The organism is Vibrio sp. SCSIO 43097 (genome assembly GCF_023650755.1).
Lineage (GTDB): Bacteria > Pseudomonadota > Gammaproteobacteria > Enterobacterales > Vibrionaceae > Vibrio > Vibrio alginolyticus.
On sequence record NZ_CP071840.1, the window covers coordinates 1,806,100 to 1,829,576 of the forward strand.

A 23,477-nucleotide genomic window follows, 5' to 3' on the forward strand; every position below is an offset into this window, starting at 1 on the left:
CGTTTTGCCAGCATTGATGAACACGACTGAAATTTCTTCACTTCCTCTTGTCGTTGCAGGTCCGATCCTACGTAAAGTGACCGCAACTGAAATCAATATTTGGCTAGTCACCACCCAACGCTTGGAGGGTATGGTGCAAATTACGGATGAAAATGCCTCCATCCTTTATCAAGCCCCTTTAAGTGAACAAAAAGAACAGCTTCAAGTCGGCCTCAATGCGTGGTGTTGCTTACTTAAATTAGAAGGCGAGTTTCCAACCCATCAAGCGTTACGCTATCAAATAAAAACGCAATATGGCTTAGTGACGGAACTGCTCCCTCACCTAACTTATGAGCGAGATAATACGCCAAACTTGGGTATTGAGTTCCTCGTTAGTGAAAAAGCGGATTATCTCTTACATGGCTCTTGCCGTAATCCCCATCACTTCAGTGATGATACATTGGTCGCTGCGGATCATAAAATCGCGTCTCAATCCATTGAAGAAAGACCAGATATGCTCATCATGAGTGGTGATCAAATCTATGCAGACCATGTTGCAGGCCCCACTCTCGATGCCATTGAGCAAGTCATAGCTTTATTGGGTTTGCCAGGCGAAGAATTCGATCAAGCTCCGATAAAAAATACCAATGACCTCTACCAACACCCTGCTTGCTATTATGGTCGAGATAAATTGTTGCCTCATTATGTGAGTGATGACAGTTTACTAAGTAAGTTTTTTCCACACCGAGGGACACCAATATTCAGCGCCAAAGAGTGTGAGAATCACCTAATAAGCTTTGCTGAGTGCTTTGCAATGTACTTATTGGTTTGGTCTCCGACCTTGTGGAAGCTTGTTCGAACGGATCGTTTATTAGAAAACGAATTTACTGTCGGCGGAGAAGTTCTTGAACCGAAATGGCAGCAGCAATGGCGCGAAGAAAAAAAACAAATTGATAAATTCGTCGCAGGTCTGGACAAGGTTCAACGCTTACTCGCTCACATTCCAACCTATATGATCTTTGATGATCACGATGTCACCGACGATTGGAATCTCACCATAGGCTGGGAACAAGCCGCATACAGCAACACGTTTGCAAAACGCATTATCGGTAATAGCTTGATTGCTTACTGGCTTTGCCAAGGTTGGGGAAATGCGCCAGAAAAATTCAATGATGAATTTATGAGCCTCGCTCAACGCTTTATCGATGAGCGAACCTCGCAAACCCAAGATGCATTTATTCAATATTTATATCGCTTTGAGAATTGGCACTACACCATTCCTACGACACCAAAAGTTGTCGTGCTAGATACACGAACCAGACGCTGGCGTTCTGAGTCTAAAATGAACAAACCTTCTGGCTTAATGGACTGGGAAGCGATGATTGAGTTCCACCAAGAACTCGTGCACCAAGACAAAGTTGTTATTGTTTCTGCCGCGCCAATGTTTGGTGTGAAATTTATCGAAGCACTACAACGTGTGGTGACCATGCTTGGTAAACCATTGATGGTTGATGCTGAAAACTGGATGGCTCACCCCGGAAGTGCGAATACTCTTATTAGTATTTTCACACACACAAAGACACCAACTAACTTTGTTATTCTCTCTGGCGACGTACACTACTCTTTTGCATACGATATTAAGCTCCGCTATCGAAAAAACAGTCCGAATATCTATCAAATCACCTGTAGTGGAATTAAAAATCAGTTCCCTACACAACTGCTCAATATTTGTGATGGCCTAGATAGACTGCTATACAGCCCTCGCTCACCTTTAAACTGGTTCACAAAACGTAAACGACTCAAGATTTACAAACGCGCACCAAGTACGCACAACTTTTATCGCTTGGTTAACCATAGTGCCATTGGTGAGCTACGTCTTGATGATGAAGGCAAACCAAGTCAAATTAGTATTCTGACGAGTGATGGTGACGAAGTTCATTTTCCACCGACACGTGCTGAAAGCTGAGTATCAATCCCAAAATGACTTGCCCTTTGTAAGAGGCAAGTCACCTTGAACTAACTCAGGAGTTTAGGTTTTTTGGGGAGAAAGTGGCCGTGCTTAAATGTCAACGACGTGCTAAATTTGGTATCGCACCTTGAGATCTTCCGTATTTATTACCATGTTAACCAAATAAACAATAGCTCGGTGTTCATTATGTTTAATTCTCTCACATCATTATTTAAACAACTCATTGATGGCTCTGATTTAAGCCAAACCAACACACTTTCCCCTAACATGGCTATCGCGTGTTTGCTTTGTGAAGTTTCTGGTGCAGACCATAGTGTCGATGATAGAGAACAAGAAACAAAGCGCTCTTTATTGATGAAACTGCTTTCGTTAAATGAAGAAGAATCAAATACTTTGTTAGAGCAAGCGCAACAGAAAATAAAAGATTCCGCTTCGCTGTACGACTTTACCTCTCAACTAAGAGAACTGACTCAAGAAACTCGTTACAACTTAATCAAAAGCATGTGGGAAGTCGCTTACGCAGACGGCGAAATTGACCCGCTAGAAGACGCGGTGATCCGTAAAACAGCAGAGCTACTCTATGTTGATCACAGCGAGTTCATTCGAGCGAAGTTACAGTCTCAGTAAAGTGACGAGATGAGTATATAAGTCGCTGGCTAACTCTAAGCTACCCCTAGAATGACAACAGATATCGCTTCTGTAGCCATAAAAAAACGCGCACTCTGCGCGTTTTTCAATAAGCCAACGACATTGTTATTAAAATACTGGTCAAGGTATGTGTTTAGCTCTTTCCACACTAAACAGACTGCATGACAAAACAACAATGGTTGGATGATTATTTAATTACAAGCTAGCTAGCTAGGTTCGAATAACTAAAACATGGTCAAAGCAAGCTTAGCTAAGTTGTATGCATCTACATAGCCAGAGTGTTGACGCCCTTCCCAGTCTATTCCTTTTGCTTCTTGAGCGGCTCGATGGCCTATACGTTTATCTTTAAGACGATTTTGAATACGGTAGAGTGTCGCTAAGTTGATGAACTCTGTGAACGGTGCTTCAATACCTTTGTGCTTACACTCTTCTAGAAGAATGAGGTCATCTCGCCCCCAAGATGCAAAGATTTTGTTGCGACCACCGAAGTTCTTAACCATGGATTTAAGCACTTCTTCTAGTGGGCGTCCTTGTTTTTCAATCTTACGTGGTGTGATGCCCGTTAACTCAGCGCAAAACAGAGACACTTCATCGTGTTCTGGTTTCACGTAGTATTGAGCACGCTTGACTATCTCACCTTTAGACAAATCTATTTCAGCTAACCCCACTTCGATAATTTCACCCGTGCTGCCGACGCCATTTTCGTTCCAGCAACACATTTCTAAATCGAAGCATACAATACGGTTATGGTTCATAGTTTGCCTTGGTTCCTAACATAAAAATTTAAAGCGTGCGATTCTATCGTAACACGGCGTAAAACTCGAATTTGTGCGCCCATTTAATCGCCGATCGACACATTATTACGGCCGTTTTTTTTACTCAAATAGAGTTGACTATCCATTTTGTGATACAAGCTCTCAGGATCTTCTTCTTTATGGATAACCGCACCGATACTCAACGTACAGATGATTGACGCATCACCATAATCAAAAGCCGTACTTGCCACAACACTCCGTAATTTTTCTAGGTAAGCTTCTAGCACTGCTCTATCAATGACTTTAGAAATAATACAAAACTCGTCACCACCAGCTCGGTAAAACTTATCTCCCGGTTTTAAATTAGCACTGACCAGCTTAGTGACATGTTGTAACGCTTCATCTCCACCTAAATGGCCGTGTTTGTCATTAATCACTTTGAAGTGGTCGATATCAAAACCAACCAAGGCGAAGTTAACACCTTTGTTTATCTGATTAAGCAAATGATCGTTGAATGCTCGGCGATTCAGTAGTTGAGTTAGAGGGTCTCGCTCTGCCATTCTTTTTAATTCAACGGTTTTGAGCTCCAACATGACCGCTAAGCGCTCTTTTTCTCGAGACTGTAAATTCACAATCCAACTGATCAAAAAGGCGATTACCAATCCGGCTAGCGTCGTGCCCGCTAAAATAGAACGCTCCCAAGCTGAGACTGCGTCAGAAAGCTTAAAGTCAATACGCCATTCACGGTTAGGCAGTTGAATGGTTCGGCTTATAACGGTTCCTCGAATGTTATCCCAGCTAGCACTTTGAAAGAGAACAGGGTCATCTGCTGCGTCGAATCCCAAGTCTTCTACGCGCACCGACATATCGAGCTCCGTCGCGGTTTTCGTAATCAAATCCTCAAAGTAAACCGTACTTCGGATAACGCCGGTCACTACTCCTAATAAATATTTGTTCTCGAAGTCGAACACTGGATGGAACACCAGCAACCCAGTCTTAGGTATGGACTTGTCATAACCATCTTGCAGTAAGCGAACTTTATCCGAGACATTCGCTCGCCCATTTTCGGAAATATCATCCAAGATTAAATCGAAGCGTTTGCGCGAAAAATAGAAACCCAATAGAGAAAGGTTTTCCGGTGTTCTTGGGTAGATATCCGACGCGATAAAAATTGGCTCATTGTGTTCAAAAATGTACCCGTAGGTTTTGGGACCATCTTTAGGAACGGTAAACGGTTGGAAGTTTGGAAATTTTTGACGGGTCTTTAAAATATGTTCATCAAGATCTTCGAATTCGACCTTTTGCATCCATTGAAGTCCAATGAGACTTCGTGAGCTATTAATCACTTGTTCCGCATACATGGGAAACGATGGCCAATAGCTTCGCTCAATCGAATGGAAAAAGTTTGCGCCCGCACCAATGAACTTTAGATCATTCTCGACGTTTGCTTTAAGTGATTCTGCTTGTCGGTCGGCTAAAGTATCAAACGTCGTCTGTGTATACCGTTGCTGCATTGTATAAGCAGCACCAACTACACCAGCAGTGACACATAAAGTCGCCAAAAAAGCTAAGATAGAGTCTGAATGTCGTTTTATAAAGCTCTTATGAGCGGTGCTTTGTGTCATATCGTAATTTTTGATACTTCCGTAAGTTAAACTTCGGGATCTATTGAAATACTGCGTTAGCAATGCACAAACATCAAGCAACAACCTATATTGGGGAGTCTGATCGTCGATTTTTCACGCTGTTCGTACGGTATAGTCACGAATTATTACAGCCTTAAGCCTTGAATATGCTACCATCCGTCATCATTTTAATGTCTAAACTTGGTGCAAGATCGCAAAGACGATCGTTTTAGTGAACAAATATGAGCCAATACTGAGCACCAATAAATCAATAGAAAGAGAAAAAACGTCATGAACATTGATTTGAACCTAATTCCTCAAACGTTCGATATGCTTCACGCTGGCCTAACCGCATCGAGCGTTTTGCTTCTTCTAGTTGCAGTGTCGCGCAAATCAAAAGTGGTCGAGAAAGTGGTAGAAAAACCAGTCGAGAAAATCGTCGAGGTTGAGAAACCAGTTGAGAAGATCGTTGAAGTAGAAAAAGTAGTGGAAGTAGAGAAAGTCGTAGAGCGTGTTGTAGAAGTTGAATCAAAACTTGCAACCGCATCAACGGACTCTGCAATGCAGCTGCTTTCTATCATGCAACAAGAAGCTCGTCTGATTGACTTCCTAAAAGAAGACCTAACGTCATTCTCTGATGAAGAAGTAGGCGCAGCTGCTCGCGTAATCCACACTGGCGGTCAGAAAGTACTGAACGACTACGTGACGCTAGCGCACGTTCGTAACGAAGACGAAGAAACTCGCATTACGGTTGAAGAAGGCTTCAACCCACAAGAAATCCGCCTAACTGGCAACGTAACAGGCAGCGCGCCATTTAACGGCACGCTAGTTCACAAAGGTTGGAAGGCAACATCAATGACGTTGCCTAAACTGGCTGAGAACTACGACGCATCTGTGATCGCTCCAGCTGAGGTTGAGCTGTAATGGAACACATGAACCAAGAAAACCATTCTCAAGAAGCGTCTGTTGAAACTCAACAGACGCCTAAATTCAGTGTTGGTATCGACTTAGGTACAACACACTGTGTGATGTCTTTTGTTGATACTCACGACGAAGACGCTCGCGTTGAAGTGATGCCTATCCCGCAGTTGACTGCGCCGGGTACGGTAGAGACTCGCAGCCAATTAGGCTCTTTCCTTTACCAGCCGCACGAACACGAAATGAACCCGCAATCACGCGTTCTTCCGTGGTCGAGCGAGCCAAAAGCTCTAGTTGGTGCAATTGCACGTAACCTAGGTTCAAAAACACCGATTCGCCTTGTTGCAAGTGCGAAATCTTGGCTTTGCCACGCTGGTGTAAACCGTCGTGATGCCTTCCTACCAGCAGGTAGCCCAGAAGAAGTAGAAAAAGTATCTCCTCTTCGTGCGACAGAACTTTACCTAGAGCACCTAAAAGACGCTTGGAATCACACCAATCCAAATCACAACCTTGCCGATCAAGACGTAACTATTACAGTTCCTGCTTCTTTTGATCCTGCTGCTCGCGATCTAACTGCAGAAGCAGCACGCAATGTTGGTTTTGTGCACCTAACGCTTCTAGAAGAGCCACAAGCTGCACTTTACAACTGGATCGACAACAGCAATGACAAATGGCGCGACGAAGTTGAAGTTGGCGACATCGTGCTTGTAGTCGATATCGGTGGTGGTACGACTGACCTTTCTTTGGTTGAAGTAACTGAAGACGATGGCAACCTAACTCTGAACCGCATCGCGGTAGGTGAACACATCCTACTTGGCGGTGACAACATGGACCTTGCACTTGCGTACCGCTTGAAGATGAAGCTAGCGCAAGAAGGTAAAGAGCTACAGCCATGGCAAGTTCAGGCAATGACACACGCATGTCGCGACGCGAAAGAAGCGCTATTGAACGACAGCGAACTTCAGTCAGTGCCAATCGTAGTACCAAGCCGTGGTTCTAAACTACTTGGCGCAACGTTGAAAACAGAACTGACTCAAGAAGAAGTACAACAAACACTGGTTGACGGCTTCTTCCCTCAAGTTGCAATTACTGACCACCCTGTTCAACGTAACCGTGGTGCACTAACGCAAATGGGTCTGCCTTACGCACAAGATGCGGGTATTACTCGTCACATTGCAGCGTTCTTGTCTAAGCAAGCCAATGCTCTTTCTGCTTCAGGAAATGGCGCAGAAGCAGCAGCTCAAGATTTCAACCCATTCGCTAACATGCCTGGTATGCCAGGTGCGGATGCAGCGCAGTCAGCTGACTTCATCAAGCCAACCGCAATCCTATTCAACGGTGGTGTTCTGAAATCGAAACTTCTAGCAACTCGTCTAGAAGACACGATCAACGAATGGCTAATTGAAGCAGATGCGGAAATGGCAAAACGCCTAACAGGTGTGGATCTAGACCTTGCGGTTGCTAGCGGTGCAGCTTACTACGGCTCTGTGCGTCGTGGACAAGGCGTTCGTATCCGTGGTGGTATTGCTTCGGCTTACTACGTGGGTATCGAAAGTGCGATGCCAGCGATTCCAGGCATGGCACCTCCAATGGAAGCACTTTGTGTTGCGCCATTTGGTATGGAAGAAGGTTCCAGCGTTGACGTACCAAGCCAAGAGTTTGGTTTGATCATCGGTCAGCCGGTTAACTTCCAATTCTTCGGCTCAACGGTTCGTCGTGATGACCTAGCAGGTACTCACCTAGACTACTGGGCACCAGAAGAGCTTGAAGAGCTTCCAGAAATCCAAGTAACGCTGCCTGTATCTGAAGGTCGCCGTGAAGGTGAAGTGGTTCCGGTAACCCTAGCCTCTCGCGTCACAGAACTTGGTACGCTTTACTTAGAAGCCATTGCCGCTGATAACGGTCAAAAATGGCATGTTGAGTTCGATGTGCGCGAAGACGCGAAAAGCAACTCAAACGAAGAAGAATAAATAGAAATCAAACGGCATCCAATCGGGTGCCGTTTTTAAATACACGAAGGTTTGTATGGCATCTCCTCGTTTTCTTGTTGGTATTGACCTTGGCACCACAAACACTGTGGTGGCGTATTGTGAAATCACCGACAACCTTGAACAATCCGAAGTATCCCTATTCGACATCGACCAATTGATTGGTCCGGGTGAAGTGGTTCGTAAACCATTGCTGCCCTCTTTCCGCTATCACCCTGCAGTTGGTCAAATCTCCCCTTCTGACCTAACACTTCCTTGGGAAAACGAACCTGTATCTGGCGACATTAGTAATGTGATCGTGGGTGAATGGGCTCGTGAATTAGGCGCTAAGGTGGAAGGACGTCAGGTATCCAGTGCTAAAAGCTGGCTATCACACCAAGCAGTGGATCGTAGCTCAGACATTCTTCCTTGGGCTGGTGCGCAAGACGTAGATAAAGTTTCTCCCGTCATTGCCAGCGCAAGCTACCTCAACCACATTCGCCAAGCGTGGAACTACCGTCATCCTAGCAATAAGTTAGAAGACCAAGATGTGGTTGTGACCGTTCCAGCTTCGTTCGATGAAACCGCTCGTAAGCTCACGCTTGAAGCGGCTGAACTGGCTGGTTTAAAGAAAATCGTCCTGCTCGAAGAGCCACAAGCCGTATGTTACGACTGGTACGCGCGTCACCAGCAAACCGCAGCTGATGAGCTCAAAGAGTTGCCACTGATCCTAGTGTGCGATGTGGGTGGTGGTACCACCGACTTAAGCTTGATTGAAGCAAGTTTCTCTTCACAAAATGAGCTAGCCCTTGATCGTATTGGCGTTGGCGAACACTTGATGCTTGGTGGTGACAACCTCGACTTAGCATTAGCGCACCTTGCAGAGAGTCGCTTCAATCAAAGTAAGAAGCTTACTGCAGCAAGCCTGACTAAGCTGATTCAGCAGACACGCAAAGCGAAAGAGAACCTACTTTCAGCAAGTGCACCTGAAGAAGTAAAAATCACCATGCTAGGCAGCGGCTCGAAACTTCTTGGTGGAACAAAGAGTATTGGGCTGAGCAAACAAGAAGTGCACCAAATCGCTTTAGATGGCTTCTTCCCGCTTTCTGATTTCAGTGAAGTGCCAGACAAACGCCGCAGCGCCGTTGTTGAGTTTGGTCTTCCATACGTCGCTGACCCAGCAGTGAGCAAACACGTTGCCGAGTTCTTAACTCAGCATCAACAAGTGTCTCGTGCCGCTCTTGGTATCGAAGACGACAAACAAAATGCCATTCCAGTCGGTTTGCTACTCAACGGTGGTGTGTTCAACAGTGAGCTTGTGACTGAGCGTGTCACTACCCTCCTTTCCGATTGGCGCGGCGCACCGGTTACGGTATTAGATAACCCGCATCCAGATTGGTCGGTTGCGCTGGGTGCCGTTGCCTTTGGTAAAGCACGTCGTGGTGCACAGCTTAAAATTGGTGGTGGTGCAGCGCGTTCTTACTTCTTGCATCTTCAAGAAAAGAACAAGATGGGCAAAGCACTCTGTTTGCTTGCAAAAGGTACAGAAGAAGGTCACGAGATCCGCTTAAGTGGTCGTCGTTTCTCGCTTACCTTAGGTGAACCTGTTCGCTTTAACCTGCTGACGTCTACCCACGACACCTTAACCAATAACACTGCCATTCAAAACGGTGTGATGGTTGACGTTGATCCTGACTTGTTTGGTCCTCTGCCACCTTATATCACCACCCTTGAAGGTGAAGGCGCCGAACTGCAAGCCAATCAGAAAGAGCGCGTAGAAGTACAACTTGCGTGTCAGTTGACCGAAGTCGGCACGCTTAAGATGGAATGTGTCAGTGCAGAAGATGACAGCAAACGTTGGGAGCTGGAGTTCGAAGTTCGTAACAAGCAAACCGACGACAGCGAGCAAGTTAAGCTTCACCCTAAACTGAATGAATGTAAGGAGCTGATCGCTCGCCTTTACAGCGGTAACAAGAAAAGCGCAGAAAGCAAAGAGATCAAAACCTTAGCCAAAGATCTTGAGAAGAAACTTGGCAAACGTGACGAGTGGGATTTCACGACCCTACGTCAACTGTTTGATACCTTTGCTCAAGGTCGTAAGCGTCGCCGCCGCTCTGAACAGCACGAGAAAAACTGGCTTCGTTTGGCGGGCTTTGCGTTGCGTCCGGGCTTTGGCGATCCAACCGATTCATGGCGCATTGAGCAAGTTTGGGGTCTCTACCAACAAAACATTCAATTCAAGAACCATCAAGGTTGGACCGACTGGTGGGTGTTCTGGCGTCGTATCGCAGGTGGTTTGAGCCAAGAGCAACAAGAGACCATCTTGGCGGACATCGCGAAATACCTACATCCTGGTGCGATGAAAAACCCACAATCAGCCAAAGCGGCGCAAGACATGGGTTATGAATCCATGGTTCGATTAGCGGCGTCGCTTGAGCACCTAGAAGTCGAAGACAAAGTTCTATTGGCAACGTGGTTCTTGAGCAAAGCCATCAACCATAACCAGTTCGAACAAGCACACTGGTGGGCAATGGGTCGCTTGGCATCACGTACGCCTTTATATGGCAGTCAGCATAACGTCGTTCCTCGTGAACAAGCGGAACAGTGGTTGCCTAAGCTGCTAGAGCAGAACTGGCAGAAAGAGCCAATGATCGCTTTCGCAGCCGTAATGATTTGTCGTAAGACGGGCGACCGCCTATTCGATATCTCAGACGACTACCGTGAGCAGGTACTGGCTAAGTTGAAGCAAAGCAAGGTGCCTGAATCTTGGGTATCACTGGTTGAAGAAGTCAAAGAGCTATCTGAGAGCGAGTCGAAGCGTATCTTCGGTGATGCACTCCCAAGCGGTCTGACGCTGGTAAATAACTAAGCTCCCATGCTCATAAACCCAACAAAGCCCTTCTCGTGAAGGGCTTTGTTTTATCTGATTCTAATAGCTGACGAAAGACGACTCGTTAGTTCATTTCCGTATTGATTACCACATCACGCGTTTCATTATCCATATCACTGATGCCGACAACTGAGATTTCACGGTCAGATAAATTCTCAATCATGCTGTCTTCCAACCCACCGTCCGTCATCCACGCATAGAATTTTTCCGCAATACGATCCGAACCTTCCCCGACAAACGTTAATGTGACCTTCTTCATTTGTGACACTCCATCAATTTACGATTCAGCCACTTAAGCGTAGTATGTTTCGCAAATATCGACATAAACTAGGACTAACTTCTTTTATGAGTATCGAAAAATTTGACGCGATTTATCAGCGCGCTGCCGAGCGTAAAGGTGGTGAAGATCAACTTGAAGCGCTTTTATCTCATCCACTAAGCAAAGAAGAGCTGGCAGCGATTCCCGACGACCGTTGGCTGGCCGCTTTTTCAATGAAGGTATTCCAAAGTGGGATTTCGTGGAGCGTGGTTCGCAACAAGTGGCCGAACTTCGAAGAAGTGTTCTTCGGATTTAAGATTGAGCCGCTGTTGATGCTGTCAGACGAGCAATGGGAAACCAAAGCAACCGACAAACGCATCATTCGCCACCTCACTAAAGTCATGTCGATTCCTGCTAATGCTCGTATGATCCACGAAGCAAAAATCGAATACGGTTCGTTTGGCAAAATGGTTGCCGATTGGCCGCAAGAGAAAATCACCGACCTATGGGCATATTTGAAGAAACGCGGTAATCGCCTAGGTGGCAATACCGGTCCTTACACACTTCGCCAAATGGGCGTTGATACCTTTATCTTGTCTAGTGACGTCGAGGCTTACCTGCGCAATTGCAAAATCATTGAAGGTGGCAAAGATACGAAGAAATCGCTCGATGCCACCAACAAAGCGTTTGTTCAATGGCAACAAGAAAGTGGTAGAAGCCTGTCTGAAATCAGCCAAATCATTGCGTTCAGTACCGGCGATAATCGCATTTAACCCAGACTGAACACAAAATAAAAACGGCGCACCAAATATTGTATTTAGTGCGCCGCTTTTATGTTCATTGGCTCAAGTACAGACTTACTTTGAAGCCAGTGATTCCCACTCAGTCAGTAGCTGCATAATACGGTGAGAGTCTTCCCATGTTGCACAAGGATTTTCTAACGAGGTACGCCCCTCCTCAACCGCTTGGCGAATAGTGCGCACTTGATAGAAGAAAGCGTCCCCAGTTGCCGGTACAAACACTTCACGTTTCGACGTCTCGTAAATTTCCACACTAAACTGGTTTTCTTGCGTTGGTAGCCATGGGTTTGAATCTAACGTAATACAGCCTTTGCTACCCAGAATGGTGAATTGGTGTTTCAATCCGTGATCTTCGGCAGTGTGTACGCTCGCCGTTTGTTGCTCACCGAATTGCATCATCAAACTCGATTCACAGATATTCCCATCGTTACCTCGTCGACCGATCGCCGTCATTGAACGGTTCTCAAAGGTTTGTTCACCCAACATGGTTTTCACCACCAAATGCACCAATGACATTGGGTAACAACCTAAGTTATACAAAGCACCTTTACTGTCTGGATTCACAAACTGCGCAATCGACGCAATATAAGACGTATGGAAGGAGCGAAGTTCACCAATCTCTCCCGATTTAAGCACCGAAACCAACTCGTTGATCAACGGGTGATGCAAGTACATTAAGCCTTCAGCAAAGAATACCTTGTGCGTTTCGACTGCTTTTAGTGCCAACTCGGTTTTTCCCATATCTACCGACAATGACTTTTCACACAGAATCGCCTTCCCCTGCTCTGCCGCTTTGACGATAAAGTCATGATGAAGGTGATTTGGTAGTGCGATGTAAATAATGTCGACTTGCTCATCAGCAATCAACGCATCGTAATCGGTGAACGTGTTCTCGATGCCATATTGCTCAGCAAATGCGTTCAAGTTCTGTTCCGAACGCCCAGCAACCGCGTACAGTTCACTCTTGTCATCGCCTTGGATTGCCTCAGCCATAACACCTGAGATAAAGCTTGTGCCTAAAATACCCCATTTCATGTTCGCCTCTCCTATTGAGCTTGGGTTTCGAATGCTTGGACTAACTCTGCCATTTCAGCTGCAATGAACGCTTGTGTATGCGACATAGCAAAATGCGCTTCAATCGCGGTGCGGTTTTCATATCGCTCCCAAAGAATCACACGTTGTGGATCTTTAGAATCGTAGGTCGCATTCGCTTGTAAGCACCCCGCTTCGCTTTGCATATCAAGGCAAAATTGTTCAATGGCTTCAACCACTTGTTGTCTTGGCTTATCGGCATTCATTTTCAGTTCGGCGGTAACAAAAATCGTCTCGCTCATGATGGCTCTCTTTCTCCATTCTTAATCATACGCCCACTGTAATTAACCTCATTTGATTGATAAACTCTGCCTTAGTTATTTCTTTATCAACTCTGGGTGTGCAATGGATAAATTAACAAGCATGAAAGTTTTCGCTTACGTGGTCGAACATGGCAGCTTTCGTAATGCTGCACACCACTTTGATATTTCACCGACTATGGTTGGCAAGCACGTGAGCTTTCTTGAGCAAAGCTTAGATACACAGCTGATTCATCGCACCACGCGTAAACAGTCCTTAACCGAAGCTGGCAGACTCTACTATCAAGAATGCCACCGCATTATTGAAGACATCACCAACGCAGAGAACCTAATCCAGACGCTGATTAACCGTCCAACCGGAACAGTGAAAGTTAACTGCCCTGTCACGTATGGCAAAAAGGTCATTGCTCCTATCGTGGCTGACTTCTTAGCTGAATTTCCCGATTTGAACGTTGAGCTGATGTTGGACAACAATTTGATTGACCCATATCGAAGCGAAGCTGACGTGATTATTCGAATCGGTGAATTGGTCGATTCGTCGTTAGTCGCGAGAAAATTGGGTGAATACCACATGACTTACTGCGCCTCACCCTCTTACCTTGAGCAACATGCCCCTATCCAATCGCTTGATGACCTTGAACATCATCATTGTTTGGGGTTTCAGTATCACCAAGGAGAAAGCCAACAAGTGGTGAACATGCCATCTAATACCTTTGGAAACAGCAACACCCGATTAACGTCTAATAATGGCGATGTACTTAAGTTTGCCGCGTTAAAAGGCTCTGGTGTTCTTATGCAACCAAAGATCTTAGTTGAGCAGGAAATCCAATCTGGTGCCTTGGTAGAAATTCTCCAGCAACATGCTCCCAAGCCAAAACCGATCCACCTGCTTTACCGTTCAAAACAGCTTTCCCTTAAAAACCGTACCTTGGTCGATTTTATTCTTTCTCATGTGAATCCATAACGTCACCCCATAAAGCGGCGACAGTTTAACCATTTAATTAACTTTTATTATCGATATGACAAATATTATTGCTTGTTAATTGTCTTTATTTTTCATGTTGTTAGTCAGAGACACCCATTAACTAGGCATAATTTATTGATTCACACCAATTGCATTGCTCTGACAAAGTGACTAGGATTGCCGCCTTTCCTGAGTGAACTATCAAAAAAATATCGAGAAATTTAATCTAATTTCTCTTCCTGTTCGTGTGCAATCACAACATTTACACTCATTTCAAATTGCATAAGCACATTCCTTTGCTTATGAAAACGACATTGATTTCTCAACGCTTCTAGTCACATATGTGGCTTTTTGGCTTGAGGGAGATTTTTATTCAAGGTAGGTCACAAGGACGCTACCCCTTGACTGCATTTACTGGAGGATAAGATGCCTAAAGGTCTAATGCTGACTGACTTAGCCATCGCTGGCTTACTATTGATTTTGGCAAAAGTCATTCGCGTTCACGCGCCATTACTACAGCGTATGTACATTCCATCGGCGGTTCTCGCAGGATTATTCGGTCTAATTTTTGGACCAGCCCTGTTAGACGTACTGCCTTGGACCGATACGTTTACCGCTAACGCAAGCCTATTAACTGCTGCACTTTTTTCTGCGTTAGGTCTGGCAACGGATGTTCCATCACCTAAAACCGTCGCACAGCGTGCTGGCTCATTGTGGGCGTTTAACCAAATCGCTTCTGTTTCTCAGTGGTTGTTTGCGGCAATGTTTGGTCTAGTTCTCACAACCTTCTTCTGGCCAGAGATTAATCCCGGCTTTGGTGTGACAATGTCTGCGGGCTTTATGGGCGGACACGGTTCAGCCTCTGTTGTTGGTGAAATCTTCACGGGGCTTGGCTGGGAAGATGGCTTCACACTTGGCTTAACGTTCGCAACCGTGGGTATTTTCATTTCAATTTCTGTCGGCATGCTCATGCTGCAATTCGCATTGAAGATGGGTTGGATTCGTAGCTTTACGACCTTCGACAGCATGGACGAACACGAACGCAAGGGCCTTGTTAAGCCTGTTGATCAAGAACCGGTAATGAAAGACACCATGTCTTCCCTGTCAGTCGATTCTTTCGCGATTCACGCGGCGTTGGTTGTAGTGGTAACGGCTTTCTCGTATGTAGCGGCTAACTACTTATCTTCTTTCCACGATAAGGTACAAATTCCTACGTTCGTAACCGGCTTCCTTGGCGGCATGCTTGTGCGAATCATCGCGAAACAAACGAAAGCTTCACGCTATCTTTGTGACGGTGCATTCAAACACGCTGCGGGCATCAGTACCGATTATTTGATTATCTTTGGTATCTCAGCCATCAAGATTACCGTCTTAGCCCAGTACTTAATGCCTATGGTAGTACTAGCAATTGGCGGTGTAAGTTTCACACTTTGGTTAATCTTTTGGGTAGCACCACGAATCATGGGTGAAGATTGGTTTGAGAAAGGCATCTTCTCTTGGGGTTGGTTGACCGGTACGGTAGCTATGGGTATTGCTCTACTTCGTATTGTTGATCCAAAGATGCGTAGCAAGGTACTTGATGATTACGCCATCGCTTATGTCCCAGGCTCAATCACTGACATCTTCATCATCTCTTTGATGCCAATCGCGATGTATAACGGCATGCACTGGCAAGCGCTTGGTGTAGGATTAGGTTACATCGCAATTGTCTTATTTATTTGGCGATTCATTTTTAAACGTAACAGCAGTGCTCTGACACACGAATCTTAGTCGCTTTACTCGGGAGGATTTTATCCTCTCGAGTTCATTCCTTGGTTTTTATCAAAATCACTCCTCATCTCGAAAATAAGCAACTTGTTTTATATTTGAGATTTGCAATCCCGATCTCTTACTATCATTCTTTTTTAATACTTGACCTGAAAGTTTCTATATCAGAATAGCCGCCTATTCGTTTCTAAAACATGGAGAAAGGCTGTGCGTCGCTCTCAAGGATTTACTCTTATTGAACTCATTGTGTGCATCATCATTCTTGGTATTGTAAGCGTCGTTGCATTTCCTAAATTTCTTGGCTTACAAAAAGATGCCAGAGTTGCGGTTCTATATGGAGCCAGAGAAGCACTCATGACCGCCAACAACTTTGTCTACACCAAAGCAGTGATTCAATCTCAAGAGACAGTAGATGGCGGCATACAATATAACATTGATCTAGATAATGACGGCCATAACGACCTAATTGGTTACTTTGGATTTATCAAAAATGTTATTCCAGCAAAAGAGCTAGCGGGCTTTGATCCGCAACTCACTATCAACACTTGGTATGGGGTAGACAGCCCAGACGAACCCTACTTCCTTATTGGTTTTGCAAACAAGCCTGTTGGTCCAGAACATATGTGTTATGTCGAAGTTTACTACCCAGAAACTCCTGGTGGCCAAGTGAAATACAAAATACAAACTGACGATTGCTAATTCCCATAGAGAGTGGCAGTAACACTTTTACTTTTGGTGTCTTCATCGTTATTGCAAGGTCATGGCTCCAAAACCACCATTAACAACTATTTCACATAATGTCGTCGCACAGTTAGCTCATAGAGATAAAACCAGTAATTTGCGCCGACACATGGTTATAATTGAAACAATCTATCGTTTTTAAACCCGCCTATAACTTGTGCTTGTAAACTCATCATTTCGCTCAATAATAGTTCTATAACAAATTCAATAATTTAAAGCGGGAGGCGCAATGAGAATATTCTGGCAGCTACGTTGGTATTTCCAACAAAAGTGGAGGCACTATGTCGGATCCATTCTGCTTTTCGCTGTGATATCAGCACTACAGCTTGTTCCGCCCAAAGCAGTTGGCATCATCGTTGATGGTGTCGTAGACAACACTTTAGATACAAATACGCTGATTCTATGGCTCTCAGGGTTAACTGTACTGATCTTTACTATTTATGGGTGTCGCATCTTATGGCGAATTTGGCTTTTCGGCGCAAGCTGGGAACTCGGGACCATTCTACGTAACCGTCTATATAGGCACTTATCGACACAGCCACCTCGTTTTTTTGAACGTTACAAGACGGGGGATCTGATGGCTCGTGGCACTAATGATGTGCGTAATATCGTTATGACAGCCGGCGAAGGGGTTTTAACCGCCGCAGACTCTTTGATCACTGGTATTGCGGTTTTAATCATTATGGTAACGCAAGTAAGCTGGAAGCTCACCGTAATGGCGCTTCTTCCAATGCCATTTCTTGCCATCATCATCTTCTTTATTGTGCGTATCCTACATCAACGCTTTCGTGTCGCTCAGGAAGCCTTTTCTACCATGTCAGACATGACACAAGAGTCACTTAATGGCGTGCGAATGCTGCGTGCTTTCGGATTAGAAAACCAAGAGCAGCAACGTTTTGAAGAGGTTGTGGATGATACTGGCGAAAAGAACATCGCTGTCGCAAGAGTCGATGCTAGATTTGACCCGGCAATTCAGTTAACCATCGGTCTTTCTTTCCTTCTTAGTGTCGCTGCTGGTGCTTACCTTGTTGATAAAGGTGAGATCACGCTTGGTGATCTGACCGCATTTACGATGTATTTAGGGTTGATGATATGGCCGATGCTGGCATTCGCATTCCTATTTAACATTTTAGAAAGAGGCTCTGCCGCATGGAACCGACTACAAGAGATCTTTGATGAAAAGCCAGAAATTATCAGTGGCAATAAGCCAATAGAAAATAAACCACTTCCGTTGAAAATTGATATCGACGATTTCCATTGGTCTAGTGATTTACCGCCCGCTTTGACGGAAGTAAACATCGAACTGGAACCCGGAAAAATGTTGGGAGTTGCAGGGCGGGTAGGAAGCGGAAAATCGACCCTGTTAACGCTACTTTTGCGTCAACATGATTTAGAAAACGGCTCAATTAAATTCGGTGATGTCGAGATCAAGGATGCCCTACTTCCACAGTGGCGCAACCGTTTTGCTGTCGTTAACCAAAGTCCGTTTCTATTCTCCAAATCTATCTTCGACAATATTGCCCTAGGCAACCCTAATGCAGAGAAAGAAGAAGTCTATAGAGCAGCAAAGTTAGCCTGTATACATGACGATATTGAAAAGTTTCCTGAAGGCTATCAAACAGAAGTTGGTGAAAAAGGCATTACACTCTCCGGCGGGCAAAAACAACGTATTGCGATAGCACGCGCTATGCTGCTGAATGCTCAAGTGTTGGTTTTGGACGATGCACTTTCCGCTGTTGATGGACGGACCGAACATCAAATCCTTAAGAATTTGGAAACATACTACCGTAATCAAGCCCTAATCGTTATTGCGCACCGCCTCACCGCATTGGAAGCAGCAGACGAGATCATTGTATTGAATCACGGACACATTACTGAACGTGGGCAACATAGCGCGTTATTAGCGCATAAAGGCTGGTACGCCGAGATGTTCGAGTATCAGAAACTAGAGCAGGCGATGGAGGAATAATGAATGAACCAGACCAGCACGTTTAAACGGTTAATGTCTTACCCATTATCTCAACCAAAGCCAATGATTAAAGGACTCGCCTTGTTGTTTATTGCAGCGTTAGCTAGCGCCGGCGGCCCTTGGTTGATTCAATATTTCATTGATGAGCACATCGCTAAAGGTGACTATTCACAAAGTGTTCTGATTTCGCTAGCAGTAGGTTATATCGCTCTTCAGATCGTATCGGCAACATTCCAGTATTTTCAGTCATTGCAATTTAGCATTGTCGCGGCTAACACGATCAAAGCGATTCGTAAGCAAGTATTTTCTGGCGTGATTAAGCAGCCGTTATCTGCGTTTGATTACACGCCTGCTGGAAAATTGGTGTCGCGAATTACCAACGATACGGAATCTTTACAGCAATTTTATGAGCTTTTGATCGCGACCGTGGTAAAAAACGTGGTCATGATTGTCGTAATGCTTGGCGTTATGTTTTTCATGAGTTGGAAGCTCACACTCGTTGTGCTTGTATTGCTGCCGATCGTCATCGGCTTTATGTACTTGTTTAAACAGCTAAGTACAGAAAGCTACCGAAAGATGCGTGACCTATTGACCGATATAAATGCGAATCTGAGTGAATCCATTCAAGGGATGAGTGTCATCCAATTAATGCAACAAGAAGAGCGTTTTAATAAACAGTTCAACGAGCTAACCGCAGAGCATCTGGTGGCATCTAAACGAGTGATTCGGCTAAACGGCTATCTGCTAAGACCATTAATGGACTTACTCGCTGGTCTTGCGTTGCTTTGCTTGGTTGCGATCTTTGGTTTTAATGGTATTGAGTTGATTGGTGTGGGGGTACTGTATGCATTTATCAGTTATCTTGCTCGAGTTACTGAACCACTAATTGAGATGACTCAGCAACTTGCTCTACTTCAGCAGGCGTTAGTATCAAGCGAACGTGTTTTTGAATTGATTGATGCGAAAGAACAAACTTACGGGGGCGATCATCAACCATTAAGGTCAGGTGCTATCGAACTTAAAGACCTCACATTTAGCTACGATGGTAAACAGGACGTCCTAAAAGACATTTCGTTGAAGGCCAACCACCAAGACTTTATCGCGCTTGTCGGGCATACGGGAAGCGGTAAAAGCACATTAGCGTCACTGTTAATGGGCTTTTATCCAACGCAATGTGGTGAACTGCTCATAGATGGTCGTCCACTTAAAACATTAGGGAAAGACGTACTTCGCAAAGATGTGGCAATGGTTCAACAAGATCCACATATTCTCCCTGCTTCAGTCAGAGAAAACATCTCTCTCAGTCGGGCGGTTGATGACAATCAAATATGGGATGCGTTAGACAAGGTAGGTTTGGCAGAACAAATTCATCGTTACCCTAACGGGCTAGACACGCAGTTAGGTCAAGGCGAAACTAATTTATCTGCAGGTCAGAAACAGCTTTTGGCGTTAGCACGTGTGCTTGTGGTAAAACCTAAGATATTGATATTAGATGAAGCAACCGCAAATATTGACTCAGGAACAGAGGCTTTAATCCAAAAGAGCTTGGCGGTACTCAGACAAGACATGACGCTCGTTGTTATTGCTCATCGGCTTTCAACTATCCTAGATGCAGACCAAATCATTGTTCTTCATCATGGGGAGTTAGTCGAGAAAGGCACACACAAAGCACTCTTAACGCAAAATGGTCGTTATGCTCAAATGTATCAGTTACAGCAAGCAAACCGACATCTACAACAGATTGAAGAAGACACCAAGCAACTCGAAGAAGCGGTGTGATTTTATGCCCGTGCCTTCTTTTTATTTAGTTGGCATGGGCATAATTGGTGTAACTTCAAAATTTAGCCTTGTTAGCTTCCAATTTCTTCATAATGTGAACTAATTTTCTATTTCTTACCTATTATTGACATAACCCCTCGCTATATCGCGCAAGGTCGTTGTAAAATCGTACGGTACTTAAGTCTACTGCCTGTGGCATTGGACGGAATTCCGCTTTCTAATTATGCACATTAATCTCATGACACAAGTCCATGGACAAAGATAAGTTTACTAACATCTATCGCTTGCCTGGTTCGATTCAAATTCGTATCGGTAAATGGCAAAAGACGTTCCGCGGCACCTCTGATTTAGTTTTACATCAGGCGCTAATGGAGCGTAATAAGCAATTTAAGAAGCCAGACTTTTTACCTAAAGGCTGGTGTGTCACTCCTATTGATGAAAACGACATTACCATTACGCATCACGGTAAATATATCCAAACCGTTATGCGCACAATGCTGGACAGAAAGGTCTCATACAAGCGACTGTTCCTATCTCGAATGACTCTCGAAGAAGGTGAAAAAGTGCTCCACAATTACAAGCTGGAGTGGGTAAGAAAACATAACCAGATCGCCAAAAAGTACAATCAAATTAAAAAGAAACAATATATGAACTTTGCAAGAGAAGAAGAGGAAACCCTCTACCCTTCGATTCCAAAGGGTGAGTTTGACAAAACGTTATGGAACAAACTTGTCGTATCATCGTTTGGCCCGCAGAAAAAGTACAAAAACCCGCACTTTGTCCGTAAAGCCGATTTCTAAATAAACACCCCTAAAGTTAGGGGTGTTTATTTATACGTTAACTCACCAGTCGTAAGTTAAACTTGCAATAACATTTTGTCGGTCGCCATACCAACAAAAACCATCACATGTCGCTATGTACTTTTTATCCGCGATGTTTTTAGCTGCGACTTGTAGCTTGTAATCGCCGATTCGATAACTGACCGTCGCATCCATTAAGAAATAACTTGGTACTTTTAGTCTCTCTTCATTGTCTCCGTATGACTCACCTGTATAGCGCGCGCCTAAGCCAACAGCAAAGCCATCAAGAGGTCCATCAAAGAAACGATAATGTGCCCAAGCTGATGACACGGTATTCGCCACTTGGGAAGGTGTTTTGCCAACCCATGCCTTATTGATGTCTTCTTTTATCTCTGCATCAACGTACGCAATGTTCCCGATCAATGTTAAGGATGGTGTCACATTAGCTACAGCTTCAAACTCAACGCCGTTATTTTCTATTTTTCCTATTTGCGTTAATTCACTCAAGTAGATACGAGCCAAGTTTTCTTTTGTTGCCCGATACGTTGCAATATTGAAATAACCATCAAATGAATCCGGTTGGTATTTCATACCGATTTCAAATTGATCACCGCTTTCAGGCTTCGCTGGCTTACCATTGCTGTCTTCTTGAATAATTGGATCAATGTACTGAGAGTAACTAAAGTATGGCGTGAAGCCAGAATCAGAAATATAAGCCGTTCCCACGCTAAACGTCCACTCTCCATTATCGACTTTCGTGCGAGCACCCGTGGTAACATTATGTACTTCATTACTTGTATCGTCGTAACGTGCGCCCAATAACATCGCCCATTTATCGTTGATCAGCATATGATCTTGAAAGTAGACGCCGAGCTGCTGATTATCGATTTTCGTTCTTTGTTTATCGGTTTCGCTCAATGGTTGTAGCGTATTCGGATCGAGTAACATTATGTTATCCGAATAAGTAGGATTAAATACATTAAACCTAGGATCGGGCAAAGCTCCCATTGGTGTGTTTAATAATGCATTACCATCAGCAACTATAGGGTCATTGGCAAAATCTTTACCATCGATACTGATCATTTGAAAATCTATGCCCAACATCAAGTTATGCTCAACACTTCCCCCATTTACTTGGTGCATCAAACGATTATCGATATTAAAAGCATCAGATGACCCATCTTCTGTTGAAGCACCCCGAAGTATGGTTTTGCGTTCATTTGATGGGTCCAAAGCCGGCCCCAACGCAGGCACGTCAGCCGAGTAAACGTACGAATACATTTGTCTTAGCTTAACATCCATTTCGCTGTAACGAGCTGCTTGAACAAATGAAGTGGTATCATTAAATGCATGAGAAAACTCATAGCCTAAAGACACCTGCTCACGCTCAAACGTCTCCCAGTTAGGATTGCCTATCGCTAAACTATCACTGATCTTTCCATTTTTGTTTGGCGTTAACGTTCCTTCAACTGGCAAAAATTGCAGATAAGGATCTGAGTCGTCTTTTTGATAGCTCGTTAGAAAGGTAATTTCAGACGTCTCATTAAATTTGTACGTCATCGATGGAGAGAGAAGAATGCGCTCTGCTTCTACCCCACTAATTCTCGTCCCATTTTTTCTCGCTAACCCTTGAAAGCGGAAAGCTAGCTGCTCACTCACCTCAGAGTTTACGTCAAGAGAAAGTTGTTTACGGTCTTCAGAACCGTACTCCAAAGATACAAGTCCTGACCCCCCATCAAATTGAGGTCGCTTACTGACAACATTGATAACCCCACCTGGAGGGTTTTGCCCATAAAGAACAGACGCTGCACCACGTAAAACTTCAACCCTCTCTAACGCAAACGGATCTATTTGCCAACTATAGAAGCCAGAAGAATATAAACGGGTACCATCTTGATACAACCCGCTGTTCGCTTGTTTAAAACCACGAATAATAAACCAATCTTGCTTGTTATCTTCGCCGAAATAATTAGTTTGAATGCTTGGTGTGTACTGTAGTGCGTCAGAAATGCTAATAGAGGCACGATCATCCATTTGCTCTCGCGTAACAACAGACACCGCTCTTGGAGTCTCATTGATAGCAATATCAGTTTTCGTCGCTGCCCGACTCTTCGCTCCGAGATAACTAAAATCTGGACCAACTGCACTGTCTTGCTGCTGTCCAATCACAACTATATTTTCATCTTCCTGAGCCAAGACATTTGGCGTTGATAAAGCTAATACAACCGCCATCGACGTTGGTGTCAGCATAAACTGCCGAGTCATATTCTTCTCCTTTTTGTCGGCAGCCAAACC

Annotated in this window: 18 protein-coding genes; 12 read left to right on the top strand and 6 right to left on the bottom strand. The window is 44.5% G+C overall.

The window, feature by feature from the left end:
• The first annotated feature begins 4 nt into the window (after positions 1-4).
• Both J4N40_RS09115 and J4N40_RS09120 read left to right on the top strand, forming a co-directional pair.
• Positions 5-1,945: an alkaline phosphatase D family protein gene (locus J4N40_RS09115; RefSeq protein WP_250654195.1), complete on the top strand. Its 1,941-nt coding sequence runs from the start codon at positions 5-7 to the stop codon at positions 1,943-1,945.
• 189 nt (positions 1,946-2,134) lie between these two features.
• Positions 2,135-2,575: a tellurite resistance TerB family protein gene (locus J4N40_RS09120; RefSeq protein ID WP_017820644.1), complete on the top strand. Its 441-nt coding sequence runs from the start codon at positions 2,135-2,137 to the stop codon at positions 2,573-2,575.
• 245 nt (positions 2,576-2,820) lie between these two features.
• Here the strand turns inward: J4N40_RS09120 and J4N40_RS09125 are convergent, their stop codons facing one another.
• Positions 2,821-3,351, bottom strand: a complete 531-nt coding sequence (locus tag J4N40_RS09125) for a 3'-5' exonuclease (RefSeq protein ID WP_161445747.1) — start codon at positions 3,349-3,351, stop codon at positions 2,821-2,823.
• A gap of 83 nt (positions 3,352-3,434) precedes the next feature.
• Complete coding sequence (locus J4N40_RS09130) at positions 3,435-4,976, bottom strand: sensor domain-containing diguanylate cyclase (protein WP_005377686.1); 1,542 nt, start codon at positions 4,974-4,976, stop codon at positions 3,435-3,437.
• A 291-nt stretch (positions 4,977-5,267) separates the two neighbouring features.
• Between J4N40_RS09130 and J4N40_RS09135 the strand changes: the two genes are divergently transcribed.
• From J4N40_RS09135 to J4N40_RS09145, 3 genes are read left to right on the top strand one after another with little or no spacing between them, the layout of a single operon-like run.
• A complete protein-coding gene (locus J4N40_RS09135; protein ID WP_017634945.1) occupies positions 5,268-5,900 on the top strand; it encodes a DUF2760 domain-containing protein in 633 nt (210 codons plus the stop codon).
• Positions 5,900-7,864 carry an Hsp70 family protein gene (locus J4N40_RS09140; RefSeq protein WP_045401831.1) on the top strand — a complete coding sequence of 655 codons (1,965 nt, stop codon included), beginning with the start codon at positions 5,900-5,902 and terminating at the stop codon, positions 7,862-7,864. The genes J4N40_RS09135 and J4N40_RS09140 overlap by 1 nt, the downstream gene beginning before the upstream one ends.
• Positions 7,865-7,919: 55 nt before the next feature.
• Positions 7,920-10,730 (top strand): Hsp70 family protein, encoded by a 2,811-nt coding sequence (locus J4N40_RS09145; protein ID WP_250654196.1) that lies wholly within the window; start codon positions 7,920-7,922, stop codon positions 10,728-10,730.
• An 85-nt stretch (positions 10,731-10,815) separates the two neighbouring features.
• Here J4N40_RS09145 and J4N40_RS09150 read toward each other — a convergent pair whose 3' ends face one another.
• Positions 10,816-11,010: a hypothetical protein gene (locus J4N40_RS09150; protein ID WP_005377692.1), complete on the bottom strand. Its 195-nt coding sequence runs from the start codon at positions 11,008-11,010 to the stop codon at positions 10,816-10,818.
• An 86-nt stretch (positions 11,011-11,096) separates the two neighbouring features.
• Between J4N40_RS09150 and J4N40_RS09155 the strand changes: the two genes are divergently transcribed.
• The gene (locus tag J4N40_RS09155) at positions 11,097-11,783 is read left to right on the top strand and encodes a DNA-3-methyladenine glycosylase I (protein WP_005377694.1); all 687 of its coding nucleotides are present in this window, start codon (positions 11,097-11,099) and stop codon (positions 11,781-11,783) included.
• Positions 11,784-11,867: 84 nt separating this feature from the next.
• Here the strand turns inward: J4N40_RS09155 and J4N40_RS09160 are convergent, their stop codons facing one another.
• Complete coding sequence (locus J4N40_RS09160; protein ID WP_250654197.1) at positions 11,868-12,845, bottom strand: Gfo/Idh/MocA family protein; 978 nt, start codon at positions 12,843-12,845, stop codon at positions 11,868-11,870.
• Positions 12,846-12,856: 11 nt separating this feature from the next.
• Positions 12,857-13,144, bottom strand: a complete 288-nt coding sequence (locus J4N40_RS09165) for a putative quinol monooxygenase (RefSeq protein ID WP_151514756.1) — start codon at positions 13,142-13,144, stop codon at positions 12,857-12,859.
• 103 nt (positions 13,145-13,247) lie between these two features.
• Between J4N40_RS09165 and J4N40_RS09170 the strand changes: the two genes are divergently transcribed.
• The 6 genes from J4N40_RS09170 (at position 13,248) to J4N40_RS09195 (ending at position 21,182) form a co-directional block, all read left to right on the top strand.
• Entirely contained in the window at positions 13,248-14,126 is an 879-nt protein-coding gene (locus J4N40_RS09170) for a LysR family transcriptional regulator (protein WP_250654198.1), read from the top strand.
• Between the two features lie 426 nt (positions 14,127-14,552).
• Positions 14,553-15,896 (top strand): sodium/glutamate symporter, encoded by a 1,344-nt coding sequence (locus J4N40_RS09175; protein ID WP_225496844.1) that lies wholly within the window; start codon positions 14,553-14,555, stop codon positions 15,894-15,896.
• Positions 15,897-16,100: 204 nt separating this feature from the next.
• Positions 16,101-16,592 (top strand): type II secretion system protein, encoded by a 492-nt coding sequence (locus J4N40_RS09180; protein WP_005377704.1) that lies wholly within the window; start codon positions 16,101-16,103, stop codon positions 16,590-16,592.
• Positions 16,593-16,863: 271 nt separating this feature from the next.
• A complete protein-coding gene (locus tag J4N40_RS09185) occupies positions 16,864-18,603 on the top strand; it encodes an ABC transporter transmembrane domain-containing protein (protein WP_250654199.1) in 1,740 nt (579 codons plus the stop codon).
• Positions 18,604-18,606: 3 nt separating this feature from the next.
• Entirely contained in the window at positions 18,607-20,382 is a 1,776-nt protein-coding gene (locus J4N40_RS09190) for an ABC transporter transmembrane domain-containing protein (protein ID WP_047102215.1), read from the top strand.
• A 251-nt stretch (positions 20,383-20,633) separates the two neighbouring features.
• Positions 20,634-21,182 carry an MSHA operon transcriptional regulator gene (locus J4N40_RS09195; protein WP_054576911.1) on the top strand — a complete coding sequence of 183 codons (549 nt, stop codon included), beginning with the start codon at positions 20,634-20,636 and terminating at the stop codon, positions 21,180-21,182.
• Positions 21,183-21,224: 42 nt separating this feature from the next.
• Here the strand turns inward: J4N40_RS09195 and J4N40_RS09200 are convergent, their stop codons facing one another.
• Entirely contained in the window at positions 21,225-23,447 is a 2,223-nt protein-coding gene (locus J4N40_RS09200; protein ID WP_250654200.1) for a TonB-dependent siderophore receptor, read from the bottom strand.
• Between the last annotated feature and the right edge of the window lie 30 nt (positions 23,448-23,477).